Source organism: Orrella marina (genome assembly GCF_003058465.1).
GTDB classification, from domain to species: domain Bacteria; phylum Pseudomonadota; class Gammaproteobacteria; order Burkholderiales; family Burkholderiaceae_B; genus Algicoccus; species Algicoccus marinus.
Window position 1 is genome coordinate 2,664,051 of record NZ_CP028901.1, and the last position, 16,368, is coordinate 2,680,418.

General features: G+C 56.1%; 15 protein-coding genes. 8 read left to right on the top strand and 7 right to left on the bottom strand.

Features of this window, described 5'->3' with window-relative positions; translation table 11 throughout:
- Positions 1-256 precede the first annotated feature (256 nt).
- From rsmD to DBV39_RS12090, 3 genes are read left to right on the top strand one after another with little or no spacing between them, the layout of a single operon-like run.
- Positions 257-817: a 16S rRNA (guanine(966)-N(2))-methyltransferase RsmD gene (rsmD, locus tag DBV39_RS12080; protein WP_108621736.1), complete on the top strand. Its 561-nt coding sequence runs from the start codon at positions 257-259 to the stop codon at positions 815-817.
- A 7-nt stretch (positions 818-824) separates the two neighbouring features.
- Positions 825-1,343 (top strand): pantetheine-phosphate adenylyltransferase, encoded by a 519-nt coding sequence (gene coaD, locus DBV39_RS12085; RefSeq protein WP_108621737.1) that lies wholly within the window; start codon positions 825-827, stop codon positions 1,341-1,343.
- A gap of 24 nt (positions 1,344-1,367) precedes the next feature.
- On the top strand, positions 1,368-1,622 hold the full coding sequence (locus DBV39_RS12090; protein WP_108621738.1) for a YfhL family 4Fe-4S dicluster ferredoxin: 255 nt from the start codon (positions 1,368-1,370) through the stop codon (positions 1,620-1,622).
- A gap of 17 nt (positions 1,623-1,639) precedes the next feature.
- Here DBV39_RS12090 and DBV39_RS12095 read toward each other — a convergent pair whose 3' ends face one another.
- From DBV39_RS12095 to mdoH, 5 genes are all read right to left on the bottom strand, one after another.
- Positions 1,640-1,999, bottom strand: coding sequence for an MOSC domain-containing protein (locus DBV39_RS12095; RefSeq protein ID WP_108621739.1), 360 nt, complete (start codon positions 1,997-1,999; stop codon positions 1,640-1,642).
- A gap of 119 nt (positions 2,000-2,118) precedes the next feature.
- The gene (locus tag DBV39_RS12100) at positions 2,119-3,162 is read right to left on the bottom strand and encodes an AsmA family protein (protein WP_108621740.1); all 1,044 of its coding nucleotides are present in this window, start codon (positions 3,160-3,162) and stop codon (positions 2,119-2,121) included.
- A 30-nt stretch (positions 3,163-3,192) separates the two neighbouring features.
- Positions 3,193-4,050 carry a class I SAM-dependent methyltransferase gene (locus DBV39_RS12105; RefSeq protein ID WP_159078925.1) on the bottom strand — a complete coding sequence of 286 codons (858 nt, stop codon included), beginning with the start codon at positions 4,048-4,050 and terminating at the stop codon, positions 3,193-3,195.
- Between the two features lie 46 nt (positions 4,051-4,096).
- Positions 4,097-5,899 carry a glucan ABC transporter ATP-binding protein/ permease gene (locus tag DBV39_RS12110; RefSeq protein ID WP_108621742.1) on the bottom strand — a complete coding sequence of 601 codons (1,803 nt, stop codon included), beginning with the start codon at positions 5,897-5,899 and terminating at the stop codon, positions 4,097-4,099.
- Entirely contained in the window at positions 5,899-7,668 is a 1,770-nt protein-coding gene (gene mdoH / locus DBV39_RS12115) for a glucans biosynthesis glucosyltransferase MdoH (RefSeq protein ID WP_108621743.1), read from the bottom strand. Before mdoH ends, DBV39_RS12110 begins: the two co-directional genes overlap by 1 nt.
- A gap of 263 nt (positions 7,669-7,931) precedes the next feature.
- Between mdoH and DBV39_RS12120 the strand changes: the two genes are divergently transcribed.
- The 3 genes from DBV39_RS12120 to DBV39_RS12130 are packed head-to-tail and all read left to right on the top strand — an operon-like array spanning position 7,932 to position 10,503.
- Positions 7,932-8,936: a zinc-dependent alcohol dehydrogenase gene (locus DBV39_RS12120; protein ID WP_193853026.1), complete on the top strand. Its 1,005-nt coding sequence runs from the start codon at positions 7,932-7,934 to the stop codon at positions 8,934-8,936.
- A 2-nt stretch (positions 8,937-8,938) separates the two neighbouring features.
- Positions 8,939-9,349 (top strand): 6-pyruvoyl trahydropterin synthase family protein, encoded by a 411-nt coding sequence (locus tag DBV39_RS12125; protein ID WP_108621744.1) that lies wholly within the window; start codon positions 8,939-8,941, stop codon positions 9,347-9,349.
- Complete coding sequence (locus DBV39_RS12130) at positions 9,334-10,503, top strand: glycosyltransferase family 4 protein (protein WP_108621745.1); 1,170 nt, start codon at positions 9,334-9,336, stop codon at positions 10,501-10,503. Before DBV39_RS12125 ends, DBV39_RS12130 begins: the two co-directional genes overlap by 16 nt.
- On the opposite strand, the gene DBV39_RS12135 is transcribed toward DBV39_RS12130, so the two are convergent.
- Positions 10,448-11,140, bottom strand: coding sequence for a RibD family protein (locus tag DBV39_RS12135; protein WP_108621746.1), 693 nt, complete (start codon positions 11,138-11,140; stop codon positions 10,448-10,450). The two genes, DBV39_RS12130 and DBV39_RS12135, sit on opposite strands and share 56 nt — an antisense overlap.
- 72 nt (positions 11,141-11,212) lie before the next feature.
- Here DBV39_RS12135 and ribA point away from each other — a divergent pair, with 72 nt between their 5' ends.
- The gene (gene ribA / locus DBV39_RS12140) at positions 11,213-12,427 is read left to right on the top strand and encodes a GTP cyclohydrolase II (protein WP_227870613.1); all 1,215 of its coding nucleotides are present in this window, start codon (positions 11,213-11,215) and stop codon (positions 12,425-12,427) included.
- Positions 12,428-12,513: 86 nt separating this feature from the next.
- Here the strand turns inward: ribA and DBV39_RS12145 are convergent, their stop codons facing one another.
- Complete coding sequence (locus DBV39_RS12145; protein WP_159078926.1) at positions 12,514-14,373, bottom strand: sensor histidine kinase; 1,860 nt, start codon at positions 14,371-14,373, stop codon at positions 12,514-12,516.
- 160 nt (positions 14,374-14,533) lie between these two features.
- Between DBV39_RS12145 and DBV39_RS12150 the strand changes: the two genes are divergently transcribed.
- Positions 14,534-16,345, top strand: a complete 1,812-nt coding sequence (locus tag DBV39_RS12150) for an IlvD/Edd family dehydratase (RefSeq protein ID WP_108621749.1) — start codon at positions 14,534-14,536, stop codon at positions 16,343-16,345.
- Positions 16,346-16,368 lie beyond the last annotated feature (23 nt).

The window sequence follows — 16,368 nt, forward strand, 5'->3', positions numbered from 1 at the left end:
TGAAGGGCCTGCCCTGAAACGACTCGGAAGCGCCCCTGTACGGACCGGGATGACTGGAGCCACGTTAGTGGGGTTTGGAAGGCTGGAAGGGCCAACGGATGCGCTTTCGGCAGGCGAAGCACCCCGATCAGGCACCCGCAAGTCGTCTGACCGCCCGGACGCTTCATCGATCTGAGCAGAAGCAACTGAGGGCTGCTCCTGTTGCTCCGGACTCGTCACGGGTGGTTGCTTGTCTTTTTTTCGGAAAAATCTGAACATGGTTAAGAAGTATATTCGGATCGTGGCGGGACAGTACCGCAGAACCCGGATTGAAGTACCCGATGCCCCCGGACTGCGGCCAACGCCTGACCGGGTGCGCGAAACGTTATTTAACTGGCTTTCTCACCTCTGGGACAATGACTTTGCACAAAAACAGGTTCTAGACCTGTTTGCCGGAAGCGGGGCGCTGGGCTTTGAGGCAGCCTCCAGGGGTGTTGCCCACGTCCTGATGGTCGAATCAAACCCGACTGCCCTGCGAGAGCTGCGCAGTCTTCGCGACCGGCTCAAAGCCAGTCATGTACGCATCCACTCAGGGGACGCTCGTACGGTACTCGCGCGCGGTGCAGCGGCACGCTTTGATCTGATTTTATTGGATCCTCCCTTCGGACAAGCGTGGTTTCCGGATCTTTTGAATCAGGCAGGTGAACTATTGACCGATGAAGGTCTGATTTACGCAGAAAACGACTGTCAGATCAATGCACCGGATGGTTATGTTGCATTGCGATACGGGCGCGCAGGTGGCGTACACTATCATTTGTTCCATCGCACTGTGACATAGAAAACAAATGATTACTGCCATCTACCCCGGAACGTTTGATCCCATGACCCGTGGTCACGAGGATCTGGTTCGCCGTGCATCCAGCCTGTTTGACGAAGTGGTTGTGGGCGTTGCTCACAGTCATGCCAAGAAACCGTTCTTTTCTATTCAGGAACGCGTCGAAATCGCCAAAGAAGTACTGGGCCACTACCCGAACGTCAGGGTCTGTAGCTTCGCAGGTTTGCTCAAGGACTTTGTCAGGGAGCAGAATGGTCGCGTAATCGTGCGAGGCCTGCGAGCCGTGTCTGACTTCGAATACGAGTTTCAGATGGCTGGTATGAATCGCCATTTGTTGCCTGAAGTTGAAACCTTGTTCATGACCCCATCGGATCAGTATCAGTTTATTTCCGGCACGATCGTGCGGGAAATCGCCATACTTGGCGGGGATGTGAGTAAATTCGTGTTTCCATCAGTTGAGCGCTGGCTTCAGGCCAAAGCCACGGAGCGACGCGAGCAAAGCTGGCCTGATGGAAAGGAAGTCAGCTAACGCCCGATCTCCGGAGGGATCACTATGGCACTCAGAATTACAGATGAATGCATCAACTGCGACGTCTGTGAACCACAATGCCCCAACGACGCCATCTCGATGGGAGATGAGTTTTATGTAATTGACCCGATGGCATGCACAGAGTGTGTGGGCCATCACGATGAGCCTCAGTGCAAGGTCGTGTGCCCGGTCGAATGCATCGAAATCCACCCACAATGGAAGGAAAGTCAAGACACGCTCATGGCCAAATACAGACAGTTGACTGGTTTGACTGTCTGAACGCACTCGAGCCCTTCCTAGAAGGAAGGCATCTTGGCCTCAGGATGGACTTTGACAAGGCGGCAAGACTGTCCGGTGAGATTGCTGAACCAGGCCGCAGGCAGATCGCCCTCATCGACAACATCTACCACCTGCTCACCGACCTGTGCGTTCATTCTTACGCTGTCATCGTCTTCAATCACATCAAGAGGGATGTCGAGCCGTAACATGCCAGGCGCGCGAAGCACCAGCATGCCATGCTGGATCCGCATCTCGACAGCATCCAAACCAGCCCCTGTCACCCACTGGTTCTGCTCGTCTACCAGAAACCAGCGATTTGCGTAGGGGTCCGCATCAGCACGATTCAATTCAGGACATCCGACGATCGGCGTTGACATTCAATCCACCTCACTTGCTTGACAATTCAAGATAATCAGAAAGCGGCCATTCTCGTATCGACCCTGCATGACCGATCACAACCATCTACCTGTGCGTACCTAACGTTCTACCCGGACCCCTATTCCTGCCCGACCACCACAGCAGGATGATGCCAGTCGCCCGTCACTGAAACGGGCAATTTCGATCGTCGCAGGATAATGTTGACACCAGGCACGGTCAGACCCTGGCCACTTCGCTGCGTGTCCACATCAAACAGAAACGAGACCGTCTGATTGTTAAGGTCGACCTCACCAGACACCAGTTCAACATTTGGTCCTGCACCAACCAGCAAAAAGGAGGTTAATGTTGCGACGCCCGATTCGAGCTCCCACTGGCCGCGCACCGTTTCCACCTGCAGGGCATCACCATCTAGATAGTTGCTTTCTCTGAGCCATCGCGACAGACCCGCATTCAGGAATGACTCACCAACCGACAGATCATCCGACTCGAAGCGGACCTGACCTGTCGCATAGGTCAGCCCCAGACTCGCCTCATCATCAGCGTCAGACCGAGCTTTCAAATTGAAAGCTCCCGCGGCTTTTCTAGCCTGCACCAGCATCTCCAGGCCACGCGATGCGTCACATTGTTGCCACGTCAGTCCATTGATCGTCAGTTCGTCAACCTGTAGTTCAGCGTGCTGTGACATCCAGCCTGTATCGCGGCTGGCCAGCCACCCTTGCAGGCTCTTTAACAAGCCTTCCTGGTCGCCTGTTGCCTGATCGCCCCGAGGCAAACCCTGCATGATTCTGAGTTCATCCAACTGCACCACCGGAAACAAAATCTTTCCTGTAAAGAGCGATTGCCAATCCAGCACCCACTCCACCCTCTGAGCTCCGATGTGAACAGGGTCCTCTTTCACCCCTGTGTCGGCCAGACAGGCTTGTGGAACACGTCCGAGATTCGCTGGCGCAACCAGACCAGAAGCCCGAACAGTCATCATGGGAAGCAGATCAACGTCGACCGACCCACGCACTTCAATGTCAGGATCAACTGTGGCGCGCAACGCGCGCTCCAGCATCCAGCCAGCCCCGGTGGATGTTTTGATGGTGACAAGCACCAGCAAACATGCACCCAGAGCCAACAGGATGACTCCACCTAGCAGACTCAATAGCCACTTCGTCATATTCTCCTGCGCTTTGACAGGACAGCCTGTTTATGAGGACTGCCCCGCCGCAAATAGATCCAGATGTCCGATCGATCCGGACGTGCTATCCAGCCGAAAGGCCAGCCAGTCATTGATATCCGGCATTCCAAGCTGGTGCATCTTGCCCGCGGCAGCAGCCACGCCTTGCAGCAACTGATGATGCAAACGCGCGTCACCTGCTTCAAGATGCCATGTACTGTCGCCTTTTACCACTACCATGCCTTTGCGGGTGAGTTGTTGCTCGAGAATCGAGACAGCCTGCCAGCCAGCAGCTGGCCCAAACCCCTTGTCGGTCAACTGGTGCGCATTGAACGCCTCGACAACCTCCACATCCAGGGGATGCACCGGCGTCCATTGCATGCGCCCGTCATAAGTCAGAACCGTATACAGCGGGCAGGAAAGACGCTCACAAAATGTCGTGAGCCACGAGGCCGAAACCAGATCAAACAACGCCGAGGCTGTCAACAGATCAGCCTCGAACATGCCTTGCACTGCTTCAACATTCTCTGCCAGATCCGCCGCCACGAACGCGACCTGAATTTCGCATACTCCTTTGCGAACAGTCAGTGAGGAGGTTGTATCCTCCAAGACCATATCGGCCCAACCGCTGATCGCGTGCCGCGCGGCCTCCAGCAGGATCGGGTCATTGTCAACGAGCCGCCACGACTGCTCGCGCCCCAGCAGAGGCGCCACGGCCCGCAGATTCGACCCCGTGCCACAACCGATATCCACCACATTTAGCCGGCTGAGCGAGCGGCCATGAACGCGGCGCAATTCGCCAAGCATGGCATTCCTGACAGCCACACTCCGGCTGGCATGGTCTATTGGCTCCCTCAATCCCAGCCAGCCCGAAGAAAAACCCGTCATGTCCCTCACCCTTAAGCATTATGTCGTGTTGCCACTGATTCGATCACTACTGTGCCAGACTGGAACGACCAAACTGTCTGTCAACCATCTGCGCAAAAGCACCTTTAGCCCGAGCCAGTTCCTCAAATGTACCTGATTCGACGATCTCGCCATCATCCAGTACGACAATCCGGTCTGCACGCCTGACGGTTGCAAGCCTGTGAGCAATGACAAGGGTGGTGCGTCCTTGCCTGGCACGTTCAATCGCCTCCTGCACGCTGGCCTCGGTTACCGCATCCAGTGCACTGGTCGCCTCATCAAGTAGCAGGATGGGTGGATTCTTCAGCAAGACTCGTGCAATTGCCAGGCGCTGACGCTCACCGCCCGACAGATGTCGCCCTCTTTCCCCGGCGAGCGCATCAAACTGGGCGGGCATCCGTTCAATGAAATCGAGTGCGTGGGCCTGGCTGGCTGCCACTCTGAGCTGCTCTGGATCTGCATTCGGGTCACCCACCATCAGGTTCTCGGCGATCGACCGATTAAACAACAGTGCCTCCTGCGAGACTACACCGAGATTTCGTCGTAGGCCGGTCAAGGTCATATCCCGAATGTCCAGACCATCGATCAGCACTCGCCCTTGCTGCGGGTCGAACAGTCTATAGACCAGTGACATGGCAGTCGACTTCCCTGCGCCAGAGAGCCCCACCAGCGCAACCGTCTGACCCGGCTCGATACTCAGATTGAACGCGCGCAAGGCACTTCGTCGTCCGTCGTAACTGAACGTGACCTGATCAAATTTGATCGCTCCAGAAAGCCGCCCAGGATCCCTTGCATTCTCCGCTTCTGCAACACCCGGCTGGCTGTCCAGCACCTCGAAAAACTCGACCAGTTTTGGTGCTTCCATTGAAAGCCGGTTTGCAAAGCTGACAGTCTGTTCAAGACGAGAGATGATCACCCCGGAGAACCCGATGAACGTGACGATCTCGCCAACCGTAGCAAGACCACGAGAGAACAGGAACAGGCCAATGATCAACATAGCCAGCACCGTCAAGGTTGTGGCGGCCCGGACCAGAACCGTGACGATCGCCCACCACCAAAGCACCGGAAACTGGGCACTGATCACCTGCTCGCTGAGTTGACGCAGGCTGCTGACTTCCGCCTGGATTCGCCCAAAACTCTGAACCAGGGTCACATTGCCCAGCGTATCAGCCGCAAATTCGGCCAGATTTGAATGATGGCCCTCAACCGAACGCTGCATTGATTCGGTACGCCTCAGGATCAGACGAGTCAGAGCGATAAACACCGCACCAAGAACCAGGAGCAGCATCCCCATCCGCCAGTTCAAATACAGCGCAACTGGTACCAGCACGATGGCTGCGGAGAATGCACCGAAGTAATCTCTGAAGAACCCCAGTAACAAGGCCCCGATTGAATCAGTCCCCTGCAACATGATCTTGAGCAAACGCCCTGAATGACGGGCATCACGGTGATGAACCGGTAATTGCAGAACATGTTCGAAATAGTCGCGCAACACTTCGTGTCGCCGCCGGTGTGCCAAACGATCCGCAAACAGCGCGACACTGGCGCCCGCCATGATCGCGATCAGACCGACCAACACCCAGGCACCCAGTAACGGATAAAGCTGTTGCCAGAGAGCGGACGGCAAACCACTGGATGTCTGGTCAACTTGCCCCGCCGCCCGGCTCAGAGCATCAATCACTTTGCCAAACAAAATGGGCTCGGATAGCGTTGCCACAACCACGAGCAGGTTGGCACCAATCAGCCTGGCAGCCGTCTGTCGCTGACTGCCCAGCAAGCGCAATACTCGAAGATAAATCTGCACAAAACCCGAAGTGCGTCTTTGTGCCATCACCTGCTCTCGGGGGCAACATGATTCGGGCCTGGCAGCGTGCTGATCACGGCCATGCTGCGGGCGATCTCTTCAAGTAGTCGTGGCGGCCTGGTCTCCTCAGGCAGACACAGCAGGCGATGGCGAACCAGCCATTCCCCAAGTTTCGGTCGAGAAGTCAGTACGGCCAGCGGAATGGCTAACCAGAGTCCGCCCATGAACAGGCTGGCAATCAGAATGGCGCCCGCCCCCATGTCGAATACAGGCCATGCCATCACCACACCCACGAGCGTATGAAATCCGAAACTCCTGATTGCATCCAGCCAGTCAATCCTGTGTGCCTCGCGATTCTGTGATGCCCAGGTAATCCGCTTGCCAGCCAGAAGCCCAAACAGAAACACGCTCTGGGACACCCACAGAATCGGGGTGACCATCAAAGCAAACAGAATCTGCAATAGCAATCCTGTGACGAAACGAATCGCGCCACCAAACGCCTTGCGAGAACTCGGCCGGACCAGTACACCAATAGCACTGGCCAGTTGAGGCAACAGCATCATAGTCATGACTGCCAACAACAGGACACCCGCATGCGTCAGATCAATCTGCTCCAGTAGCGAAGAATCTGTACCGAGCGTCCAGGAGACCATGCTCAGCAAAACGATCCAGGCTGGCGCCCCCGCGAACATGAGAATGGCAAGCAGCAACTGTACCCGGCTCGTGAATTTGAGCCCCGTCATCGACAACAGGTGCACATATTGCATGTTGCCAGCGCACCACCGAAGATCTCGCTGAATAAACTCAACCAGCGTTGGCGGGTTCTCTTCGTAACTCTGATCCTCTAGCGGAAATACGCGGACCTCATATCCCGCTCGCCGCATCAGAACTGCCTCGACCTGATCATGACTCAGTATGTAGGATGACTTGCCGTGGCGATCAGCCAGGACAGGAAGCCGGCATCCCTCAGAAAACGGTTTGATGCGCAGGACCGCATTGTGCCCCCAGTACGGTCCACAATCTCCCTGCCACCAGGCGCTTCCGAGCGTATAGGAGCGCATACCGAGTCGCATACCAAATTGAAACAGGCGCGTAAACGCACTCCTGGACGGCAAACCGACAACCAGTCCCTGCAAGATGCCGATCTGAGGGTTGGCTGTCATGACACGGACCAGTCTTTCGATTGCGCTGGCATCCATCAGACTGTCAGCGTCCAGCACGAGGGCGAACGTATGCAAATGCCCCCAGCGATCGCAGAAGTCTTCAATATTGCCCGCCTTGTATGCGCGATTATTATCCCGCCTGCGGTAAGTTACGGAAATCTTTCCAGCCCACTGGTCGGCCAGCACCCCGAACATCCTTTGCTCCATTGCGGCCACGGCGACGTCAGTGGTGTCGCTCAATACGTACACATGGAACTTGTTGTGGTAAGGACTCTTGCCCAGACTCGAGATCATCGCCTGCAGGTTTCTGACAAGACGATCCGGCACCTCGTTGCGGATACAAAGCAACAAGGCTGTTGACTCGGTCAGTGGAAGGTCCTCCGGCGTCTGGGCAGCACCAGCGTTGACAACGCGAAGCGGGTTGCGACTCAACAGGTCTATCAGCAAACCGATTGAGGCGTTCCAGAAGCCAATCACTGTCCACGGCAGAACACATGCAAACGCAACCACGATCACCCAATGAAACCAGGAAGCCGAGGGACCGGCCGGTAAAACCGTGATCATCAGCCAGACCAGAGAAAGGACGGTCAGCAGGACAAGCGAAACGAACAGGACACGACGACGCGTCATCATTGAAGATCCGGAAAGTAAAGGCAGGAGTCAAACCGCTCGGGCAGGCTTTCGAGTGCGACAGTCAAACAAGATCGCGAGACATGGCAGCTTCCATTCAAGCTCACCCAATCGGGCACGAATTCACCAAACGCCCTGCAGAACCGCGTTGCGCGACCTGCACTGTGACAGTTTGTTGCACCCTATAATTGAATTGCTTTGATCAGTATAGGGCAGCGCCCTCAGCCAGCGGAACAGTATTCCGCAACCGAATATGGGTTTATTGCGTGCAAACCACACCGCGCCAAACCAGGGCAATCTGGTACGTCAGTCCAGGACAGGCTGAGATACGGACAGAAGATCTGGAGAATCCAGAGGATCCGGGTGAGCAGACATGTCTTGTGCGCGCCGTCTACAGCGCAATCAGTCGCGGAACCGAGTCCCTGATCTTTCATGGCCGGGTCCCCGCATCCGAGTATGAGCGTATGCAGGCTCCTTTCATGGGCGGCAAGTTTCCGTTTCCGGTCCGGTATGGTTATTGCCACGTGGGACAGGTTATCCAGGGCCCTTCGTACCTGCTCGGCCAGTACGTATTCTCACTTAGCCCCCACCAGACCCTGTTACGTCATCAGTCGTCAGCACTCGTTCCGGTGCCACCTTCGGTCAGTCCCAAGCGTGCGGTACTCGCGGCGAACATGGAAACAGCACTGAACGCGGTCTGGACGGGCAAGCCGTGTGCATCTGATCGCATCGCTGTCGTAGGCGCAGGACTGATTGGATTGCTGGTCGCTTATTTGTGCCGCGACCTGCCCGGTGCGCAAGTCACTGTTATAGACCCGCAGCCGAGTCGGGCCAGCGTTTGCAAGCAACTTGGGCTCAACTACTGCGAGACCACGGAGGGAACGGACAATTGCGACGTCGTGTTTCACGCCAGCGCGACTGCAGCCGGACTATCCAGCGCGCTGGCGCTTGCCGGAAACGAGGCAAGCGTCGTCGAACTAAGCTGGTACGGCGACCAAACGGTTCCCGTTGCACTTGGGCAGGCGTTCCATAGCCAGCAGATCAGGCTGATATCGTGTCAGGTCGGCCACATCGAATCCTCCCATGCTCCACGCTGGAACTATCGCCGCAGACTGACTGCGGCGATGAGCATGTTGTCAGATCCTTGCCTGGATGCACTACTTGAGACACCCATCCCGTTTGAAAGTCTGCCTGAAGAAATTTCCAGCATTTTTAAACCTGGCTCGGATCGTCTGTGCCAGGTGATCCAGTACCCTGACGGAGTGAATTAATCATGTTTGCTGTTGAAGTTCGCGATCACATCATGATCGCCCACTCGTTTCGCGGCGCGGTGTTTGGCCCGGCTCAGGCGCTGCATGGCGCCACGTTTGTCGTTGACGCAGCGGTGTTCTCCACGTCGCTCGATGAGAACGGCATCGTGATCGATATTGGACGCGCGCATGAGGTGCTGAAGTCACTGCTTGCTCCGATCAACTACCGCAACCTGGACGAGGTGGAATTATTCAAAGGGCAGAACACAACCACCGAATTCCTGACCAAATACCTGTTTGACGGTCTTGCGAAGGCGGCCCGCAATGGCGAGCTCGGCAGGAAGGGCGAGGACCTTGATTCAATCAAGGTCCTGATTTCCGAATCGCACGTCGCACGGGCCTGGTATGAAGGCAAACTGTGGCCCCAGTCCTGACATTCGCCTACCCGGGTGATCTCGACACCCTGACGGGCGGGTACCTCTATGACAAACACATCATCCACGAGCTGGAAAACCTGGGCTGGACCGTCAAACGATTGAGTCTGGGCGACGCATTTCCATTTTCTGATGCGGCAGCCCTGGCAGCTGCCGCAGATCAACTGGCAATCGTTCCAGCCGACTCACTACTGGTGATTGACGGTCTTGCCCTTGGTGCTATCGGCCCACTCGCCAAAGTATTTGCCCGTCGCACTGGTGCTGCTGTCACAGGATGCGCCAGCGCCCCCATATCCAGAGGCTTTGTAGCACTGGTACACCACCCTCTCGGACTCGAATCCGGTCTGAGTCCGGAACAGTCCACAGCGCTGCTGGCATCGGAAGCACAGGCGCTGGCACACGCCCGGCATGTCATCGTCAACAGTCCGACCACTGCAGCCACACTCGAATCTTTGTTCGCCATTGGACCAGATCGAGTTTCCGTTGTCGTTCCCGGCACTGAACGCCCGGCGCTTGACACGCAGGCCTCGCACAACGATGGAGAAGTGTCGTGCCGCGAACACTCTGCGTCACCCATCCTGCTGAGCGTCGGATCCATCATTGCGCGCAAAGGATACGATGTTCTGGTTCAAGCCCTGGCATCACTCCAGACGCTAGACTGGGAGCTACGGATCGTCGGCGACCCCGATCGAGACCCCATCGTCTTCGAGGCGCTAACAACCCAGATTACACGACTCGGAATGAGCGACCGGATTCGACTACTTGGTGCACTGGAGCCCTCGGCTCTCGAACATCAATACGCACAGGCAGATCTTTTTGTGCTTGCGTCGCATTACGAGGGATATGGCATGGCCTACGCACAGGCCATTGCCCGGGGACTACCGGTCATCGGAACAACAGGCGGCGCGACCGCTCAGACGGTCGCCCCCGGAACCGGCATTCTGGTCGAACCCGGTGATGTCGAATCGCTTTCAAAGGCAATTGCCCAGTTGCTCTCGCATCCCGAGCAGCGGCAGAAGATAGCTCAGGCATCGCGCAAGCATGCGCACGAACTTCCTTCGTGGATCGAATCAGCACGACGGTTCAGCGAGTCGCTCATCAAAAGCGACACACAACCAGCTGCTCCTGACCCAGCGCAAACGTGCTCGCACTAAATCGCCTGGCAGCAGCAAGGTCCCGGACCGGCGCAAGCCGTAATCCGGGCGTACCCTCACCCAGCAGGACTGGCGCCACAATCAGATGCAAGTAATCGAGGCAGTCCGCCTGAAGGAATCGGGTCACAGTTGTTGCCCCACCCTCGACCAGCACCTTGTACCATCCCTGACGAGCCATCCAGTCCAGTAATTCGCCTGGCGCAATGTCGCCCCCTTGTTCGCCAAGACTGACAACTTCCACGCAGTCAGGCAACCCTTTGACATGGGTGACCCCCGCTGTCATCAGTACCTTGCGCACATCTCCTTCACTGAACATGCGGGCCTCTACTGGAACACGCCCCTTCGGATCAATCACAACACGGTCCGGGTCAGGTCCTTCAACCAGTCGAACATTCAGGCGTGGGTCATCGGCGTGAACAGTCCCGACTCCCACCAGCACGACATCGGCCCAGGCGCGCAAGCGATGTAGATGCTCCAGCCCTGCCTGACCGTTAATGTACTTGGACTTTCCAGTCGCAGTCGCGATCTGTCCGTCCAGAGATTGACCCAGTTGTGCAATGACAATCTGGCCACTTTGCGGGAACTTGTCAATAAGGATTTCAGACCAAACAGGCCCGGTGTGCGCTTTTTGTTGCATAACTGTAAAAGTCACTGCTTATCAGAATGGACATTGGGGTCACTACTAGGGTTTAGCAGTAAGATTACTTCGTTGACAGATTCTTCTGTCTGTGATTTCCCTTCCTCCATTACGCTCATGAATATTCCTGCAGCAACTCTTTCAGAAATTTTAAGGGCAGAATCGACTGCCCTGACTCGTCTGGATCGTGTGATCAGCGAGTTACGACGATCCGGAATCATTCTGGTTCGTGCGGGTCAGGAAGCATATTGGATCAGTTCTGCGGAGACTGTCAACGAAACGGCTCTTGAAACTTTCATGCAACTTGCCAGTGGCGAGCCCAGTCTGGTCATTACCGGTCAGCGCGCAAGTCGCCTTGGATTTGACGTGGAACGTGACGCGACTGTCTACTGCCTGCACGGTTTTGACGTCATCACACAAACGCTGATCGAGCGAATCGCTGATCCAGCGAGTCCGCTCTGGGCATCGGAAGCAGCAGCGTTTGATCTGGAAGACGTCACGGTGACCCGAGGTGGAAAAGTCGCCCAGGCTGTCATCGCCTTGTCCAAGCACGCAGGCCTGCTTCCGGCGGTACTGGCTACGAAAGCTGATACGTCAGGATCGTTTGACAGCGTGCTGGAAATTTCATCTGAAGAAATCTGGCAAGGTCTGCATGAGGCGACTCGCCAGTTGCAAGTTGTTGCTCAGGCTCGAGTCCCTCTCGAGGACTCGGAAAATACGCGCATCGTCGCCTTCAGACCTCTTGACGGTGGCTCGGAGCATCTGGCAATCATTGTCGGTGAACCAGACCTGAATGCACCCGTTCTGATCAGGATTCATTCCGAGTGCTATACCGGGGACCTGCTTGGCTCGCTGCGGTGTGATTGCGGACATCAGTTGCGAGGAGCGATCGCTCTGATGGCAACGGCTGGCAGCGGCATTGTTCTCTACATGGCACAGGAAGGTCGCGGCATCGGACTGATCAACAAACTGCGTGCCTACAAACTTCAGGATCAAGGACGTGACACAGTCGATGCCAATCTGGACCTGGGATTTGAGGAAGACGAAAGGGATTATCACGGTGCCGTGCAGATGCTCAAGCTGCTAGGAGTCAAACAAGTGAGACTTCTGACCAACAATCCGCGTAAAGTGGACTCACTGACCAGTCTTGATGTCGAGGTGGTTGAGAGAGTTGCCCACATTTTTCCGGCTAACCGTCATAATCGTGGCTATCTGTACACCAAAGGATCGCGCAGCGGTCACCTGTTCAATCTCACAGAACTTGAAACGGATCCGCACAAGGCCTGACGCCTCACCGCAGCTGACCGCCTCCAGTCGCCCCCAACCAAACGGTTGAGGGCGACTTTTTTTTCACCCGCAAAGCAAGCACACGCTCAGGCAGAATCGGGCAGCCAGAGCGTAAACACAATCTGATGATCCAGAACCTGACAAGTCAGGCTGCCACCGAGCATTTGTACCAGGCGTCTGCACAGGTGCAAGCCCAGGCCGGAGCCGGACAATCCGGTCGCTGTCGGGCCTCTGACATACTTCTCGAAGATAGCCCTGCTGTCCGGTGGTTGATTCCCCAGAAACTTGTTCGTAACGGTCAGACTCGTGCCCCGAGCAAACCGTCCAGTTGCCGTACCAAGTTCAACCTTGACACGGGCCGTCGCTGGTGAATACTTGATCGCGTTGTCGACTAGATTGTGTATCACGACCGACAACAGCTGACGATCAGAGTCCACCATCACGGAGTCGACATCGAGATCGACTTTGCCTGGCTCCAGACATGCGTCCGTGACCTCCTCAACCATCTCGGCAAGATCAAACGATTCGTTGACAACACTCAGACGCTGCTCGTCAATCTGCGTCGACAATCTGCAACGGTCAATCACCTCGGACATGGTACGCAAGGCTCTCTCCAGACGTACGCGCTTCTTGTCAGGGAAACTCAGAGTGTCAAGCGTTAGCTGAATCACGCTGATAGGCGTTTTAAGCTCATGAGAGAGCATGTCCATGAACTGCCTTTGCTCATCGAGCTTGAGCTGATGGTCCCGCAACCCTTGCTCGACTCGTTCGAGCTTGAGTTGGTCAGCAATCGCGCTTTTCTCCATCTCGCTAGAACGTCTGTAAAGAAAGACGCCCATGATGATGGCACTGACCACGCCTTGCGTGGTGAGCGCGTTTATGTAGAAATCGACGCTCTGCCCCCAGCCAAGCAATGGCATGATAACGATCGCCAGAGCCAGTGCCAGTGCGTTGTAGGCGACTCTCAGGGCAATACGTCCTGGAACGGCATCCACCTTCGTGGAGTAACCGAGCCATAGCAATGTTGGAATGAAAAACAACAAATTGATCGTGCCGAGCTGCAACCCCTGTCGCGGGAATCCAAACAGAATCAGCGTGATTTCGATTGCTGCCAGGAAGATCAAAAAATCCAGGACTCGAACTGCCCACCGGCTGGGCTGAAACGGCCGGATCAGCATGCGATGAAAGAGCATGGTCACAGCGATCGACCCCTGAATAATGACGGAGGTCAACAGATCGAGATTGAATGAGTGCGGCAGAAACACCGCCAGATAACCCATCAGCGCCAGACTGAACAGAATCTGCATGACCTGAACGGCCACGAACCAGCCAACCAGCGCCTCCCGTCGTACGATGAAGTCGCTAGTCGCCCATAACAGAATCGCAAACATCAGGCCGATGAAAGGAACCTGAAAGCTCTGAGTCCGCATGTTCTGGACATACCAGTCGGAAAACGTCAGCACCTGGACCTCGATCATGGCCGTGCTGGTCGTCTTGACCCGCAGGTAATAGGTAGTTTCCTGTCGGGGCTCAATCTCGAAAATATGAGATTCGTTCAGGCGCTCGTCACCCTGATTGTGCACCCTGTCTCCCGCAACCTGGGTGCTCCAGACACCCGGTACCGCAGTGGACGTGTAGAGCGTCAGAGTGTCCAGAAAATGCGGCTTGACCGTCAGATACAGCGGTTTGTCTGACGCCTTCACGCGGATACGTAGCCATATGACCGAGTCCGTATAGCCTTCGCTGAGCATGCCATCGAAGACGGTGAACGATTGCGCCATGACCTCGTCAACCGTCAGTCTTCCTGACGAGTCATCATAGTACGCAGTCTGCAGCAGAAAACTCTGTGCCGACGCCGCGCAGGAGACGGCCAGCATCACCAGACACATCAGAAATCCGCGAAACATCCGATCGACGATCAATTGCTGGCCTCGACTACGTATCACGCCACAAAGGGCTCTTCAGGCACTCTGAACTGAAGAATACCAGTCGGCCACGTTCATTCGCCGCAAACGCAAGCATTCACCCCAGGTCGCACGACTCGCCATCCAGAAATCAATCAGTCATACTTTATCCAGACAACCCTCTCACTGCTGGAATCTCAACATGGCCAATGCAGACAATCAATCCGACAAACCTGGCTTGCCGGGTCAGCAACAAGGGCAACAAAGCAGATCAGGACAGGCTGAATCCCGGTCTGGGCAATCCGGCGGCCTGTCCAGAGGTCTGACCCAGTACGGAGATGCAGGCTTCTCTATGTTTTTACGCAAAGCCTTCATCAAAGGAGCTGGCTATACCGATCAGGTGCTGAACAAGCCCATTATCGGTATAGCAAGTACTGGCAGCGCTTACAACCCGTGTCACGGCAACATGCCGCAACTGCTCGAAGCACTCAAACGCGGCATAATGCTCGCAGGAGGGCTGCCGATGGAGTTTCCAACCATCTCGCTGCACGAGAGCTTCTCCAGGCCAACCAGCATGTACCTACGCAATCTGATGTCAATGGACACAGAGGAGATGGTTCGCGCCCAGCCAATGGATGCTGTGGTGCTGATCGGTGGCTGCGACAAGACCGTGCCGGCCCAGTTAATGGGTGCGGCCAGTGCCGGCATTCCTGCCATTGAGCTCATCACAGGCTCAATGCTCACCGGTTCGCATCGGTCGGAGCGTGTCGGTGCCTGTACTGACTGTCGTCGCTTCTGGGGCAAATACAGGGCGAACGAAATCGATGCAAACGAAATCAGAGAGGTCAACGACCAGCTCGTTGCAAGTGTCGGCACATGCTCGGTGATGGGAACCGCCAGTACCATGGCCTGCCTGTCCGAGGCACTTGGCATGACCGTACCGGGAGGAGCCTCACCGCCAGCCGTTACGGCAGACCGGATGCGCATTGCTGAACAGACCGGAACCGCTGCGGTCGACATGGCTCGGCGGGGGTTGACAATCGACCAGATTCTGACGGCCGATGCATTCGAGAATGCAATGCGTGTGTTACTTGCCATTGGCGGTTCAACCAACGGTCTCATCCACCTGACTGCAATCGCCGGTCGCACGGGCTACACCATCGATCTGGAAGCATTTGACAGAATGGGGCGAGAGACACCGGTGCTGGTCAACCTCAAACCCTCTGGACAACATTACATGGAAGATTTTCATGCGGCCGGCGGCATGACGACCTTGCTGCGCGAGCTTAGGCCGCTTTTACATCTGGATGCGATGACCGTGACCGGCAGAACGCTCGGAGAAGAGCTCGATGCCCGCCCTGATTCCTTCGACCAGACTGTCATCCGTCCACTAAGCAACCCCGTCTATCCGCAAGGTGGGATGGCCGTACTCAGGGGCAACCTTGCGCCAGGCGGTGCAATCATCAAACAATCAGCTGCTGATGCCGGGTTGATGGAGCATGAAGCACGGGCTGTCGTGTTCGAGAACGCGCAGGATCTCGCTGACCGCATTGACGACCCAGACCTGGACATCTGCGACCAGGACATCATCGTTTTGAAGAACATCGGTCCGAAGGGAGGCCCTGGTATGCCCGAAGCAGGATACATACCTATCCCGGCCAAGCTCGCCCGCGCTGGCGTCAAGGACATTGTCAGAATTTCTGATGGACGCATGAGTGGAACCGCCTTTGGCACCATCGTTCTGCACGTCACGCCGGAGTCTGCTGACGGTGGCCCACTCGCCTGGGTGCAGACAGGGGATCGCATCAGACTGAGCGTGGCCAGGCGAGAGCTCAGCCTGCTGGTCAGTGAAGAGGAGCTGGCGCAGAGAAAGCATCAGAACCCGGTTTCACCACGCGGGGCAGCCAGGGGCTACGAGAAACTGTACTTTGACGAAATCAACCAGGCGGATGAGGGCGTTGATTTCCGGTTTCTTGCCAACCCTGACGCCAAAGGCTCCATACCGCGCACCTGAGATCCGCTGAACAAGGGAGCGAA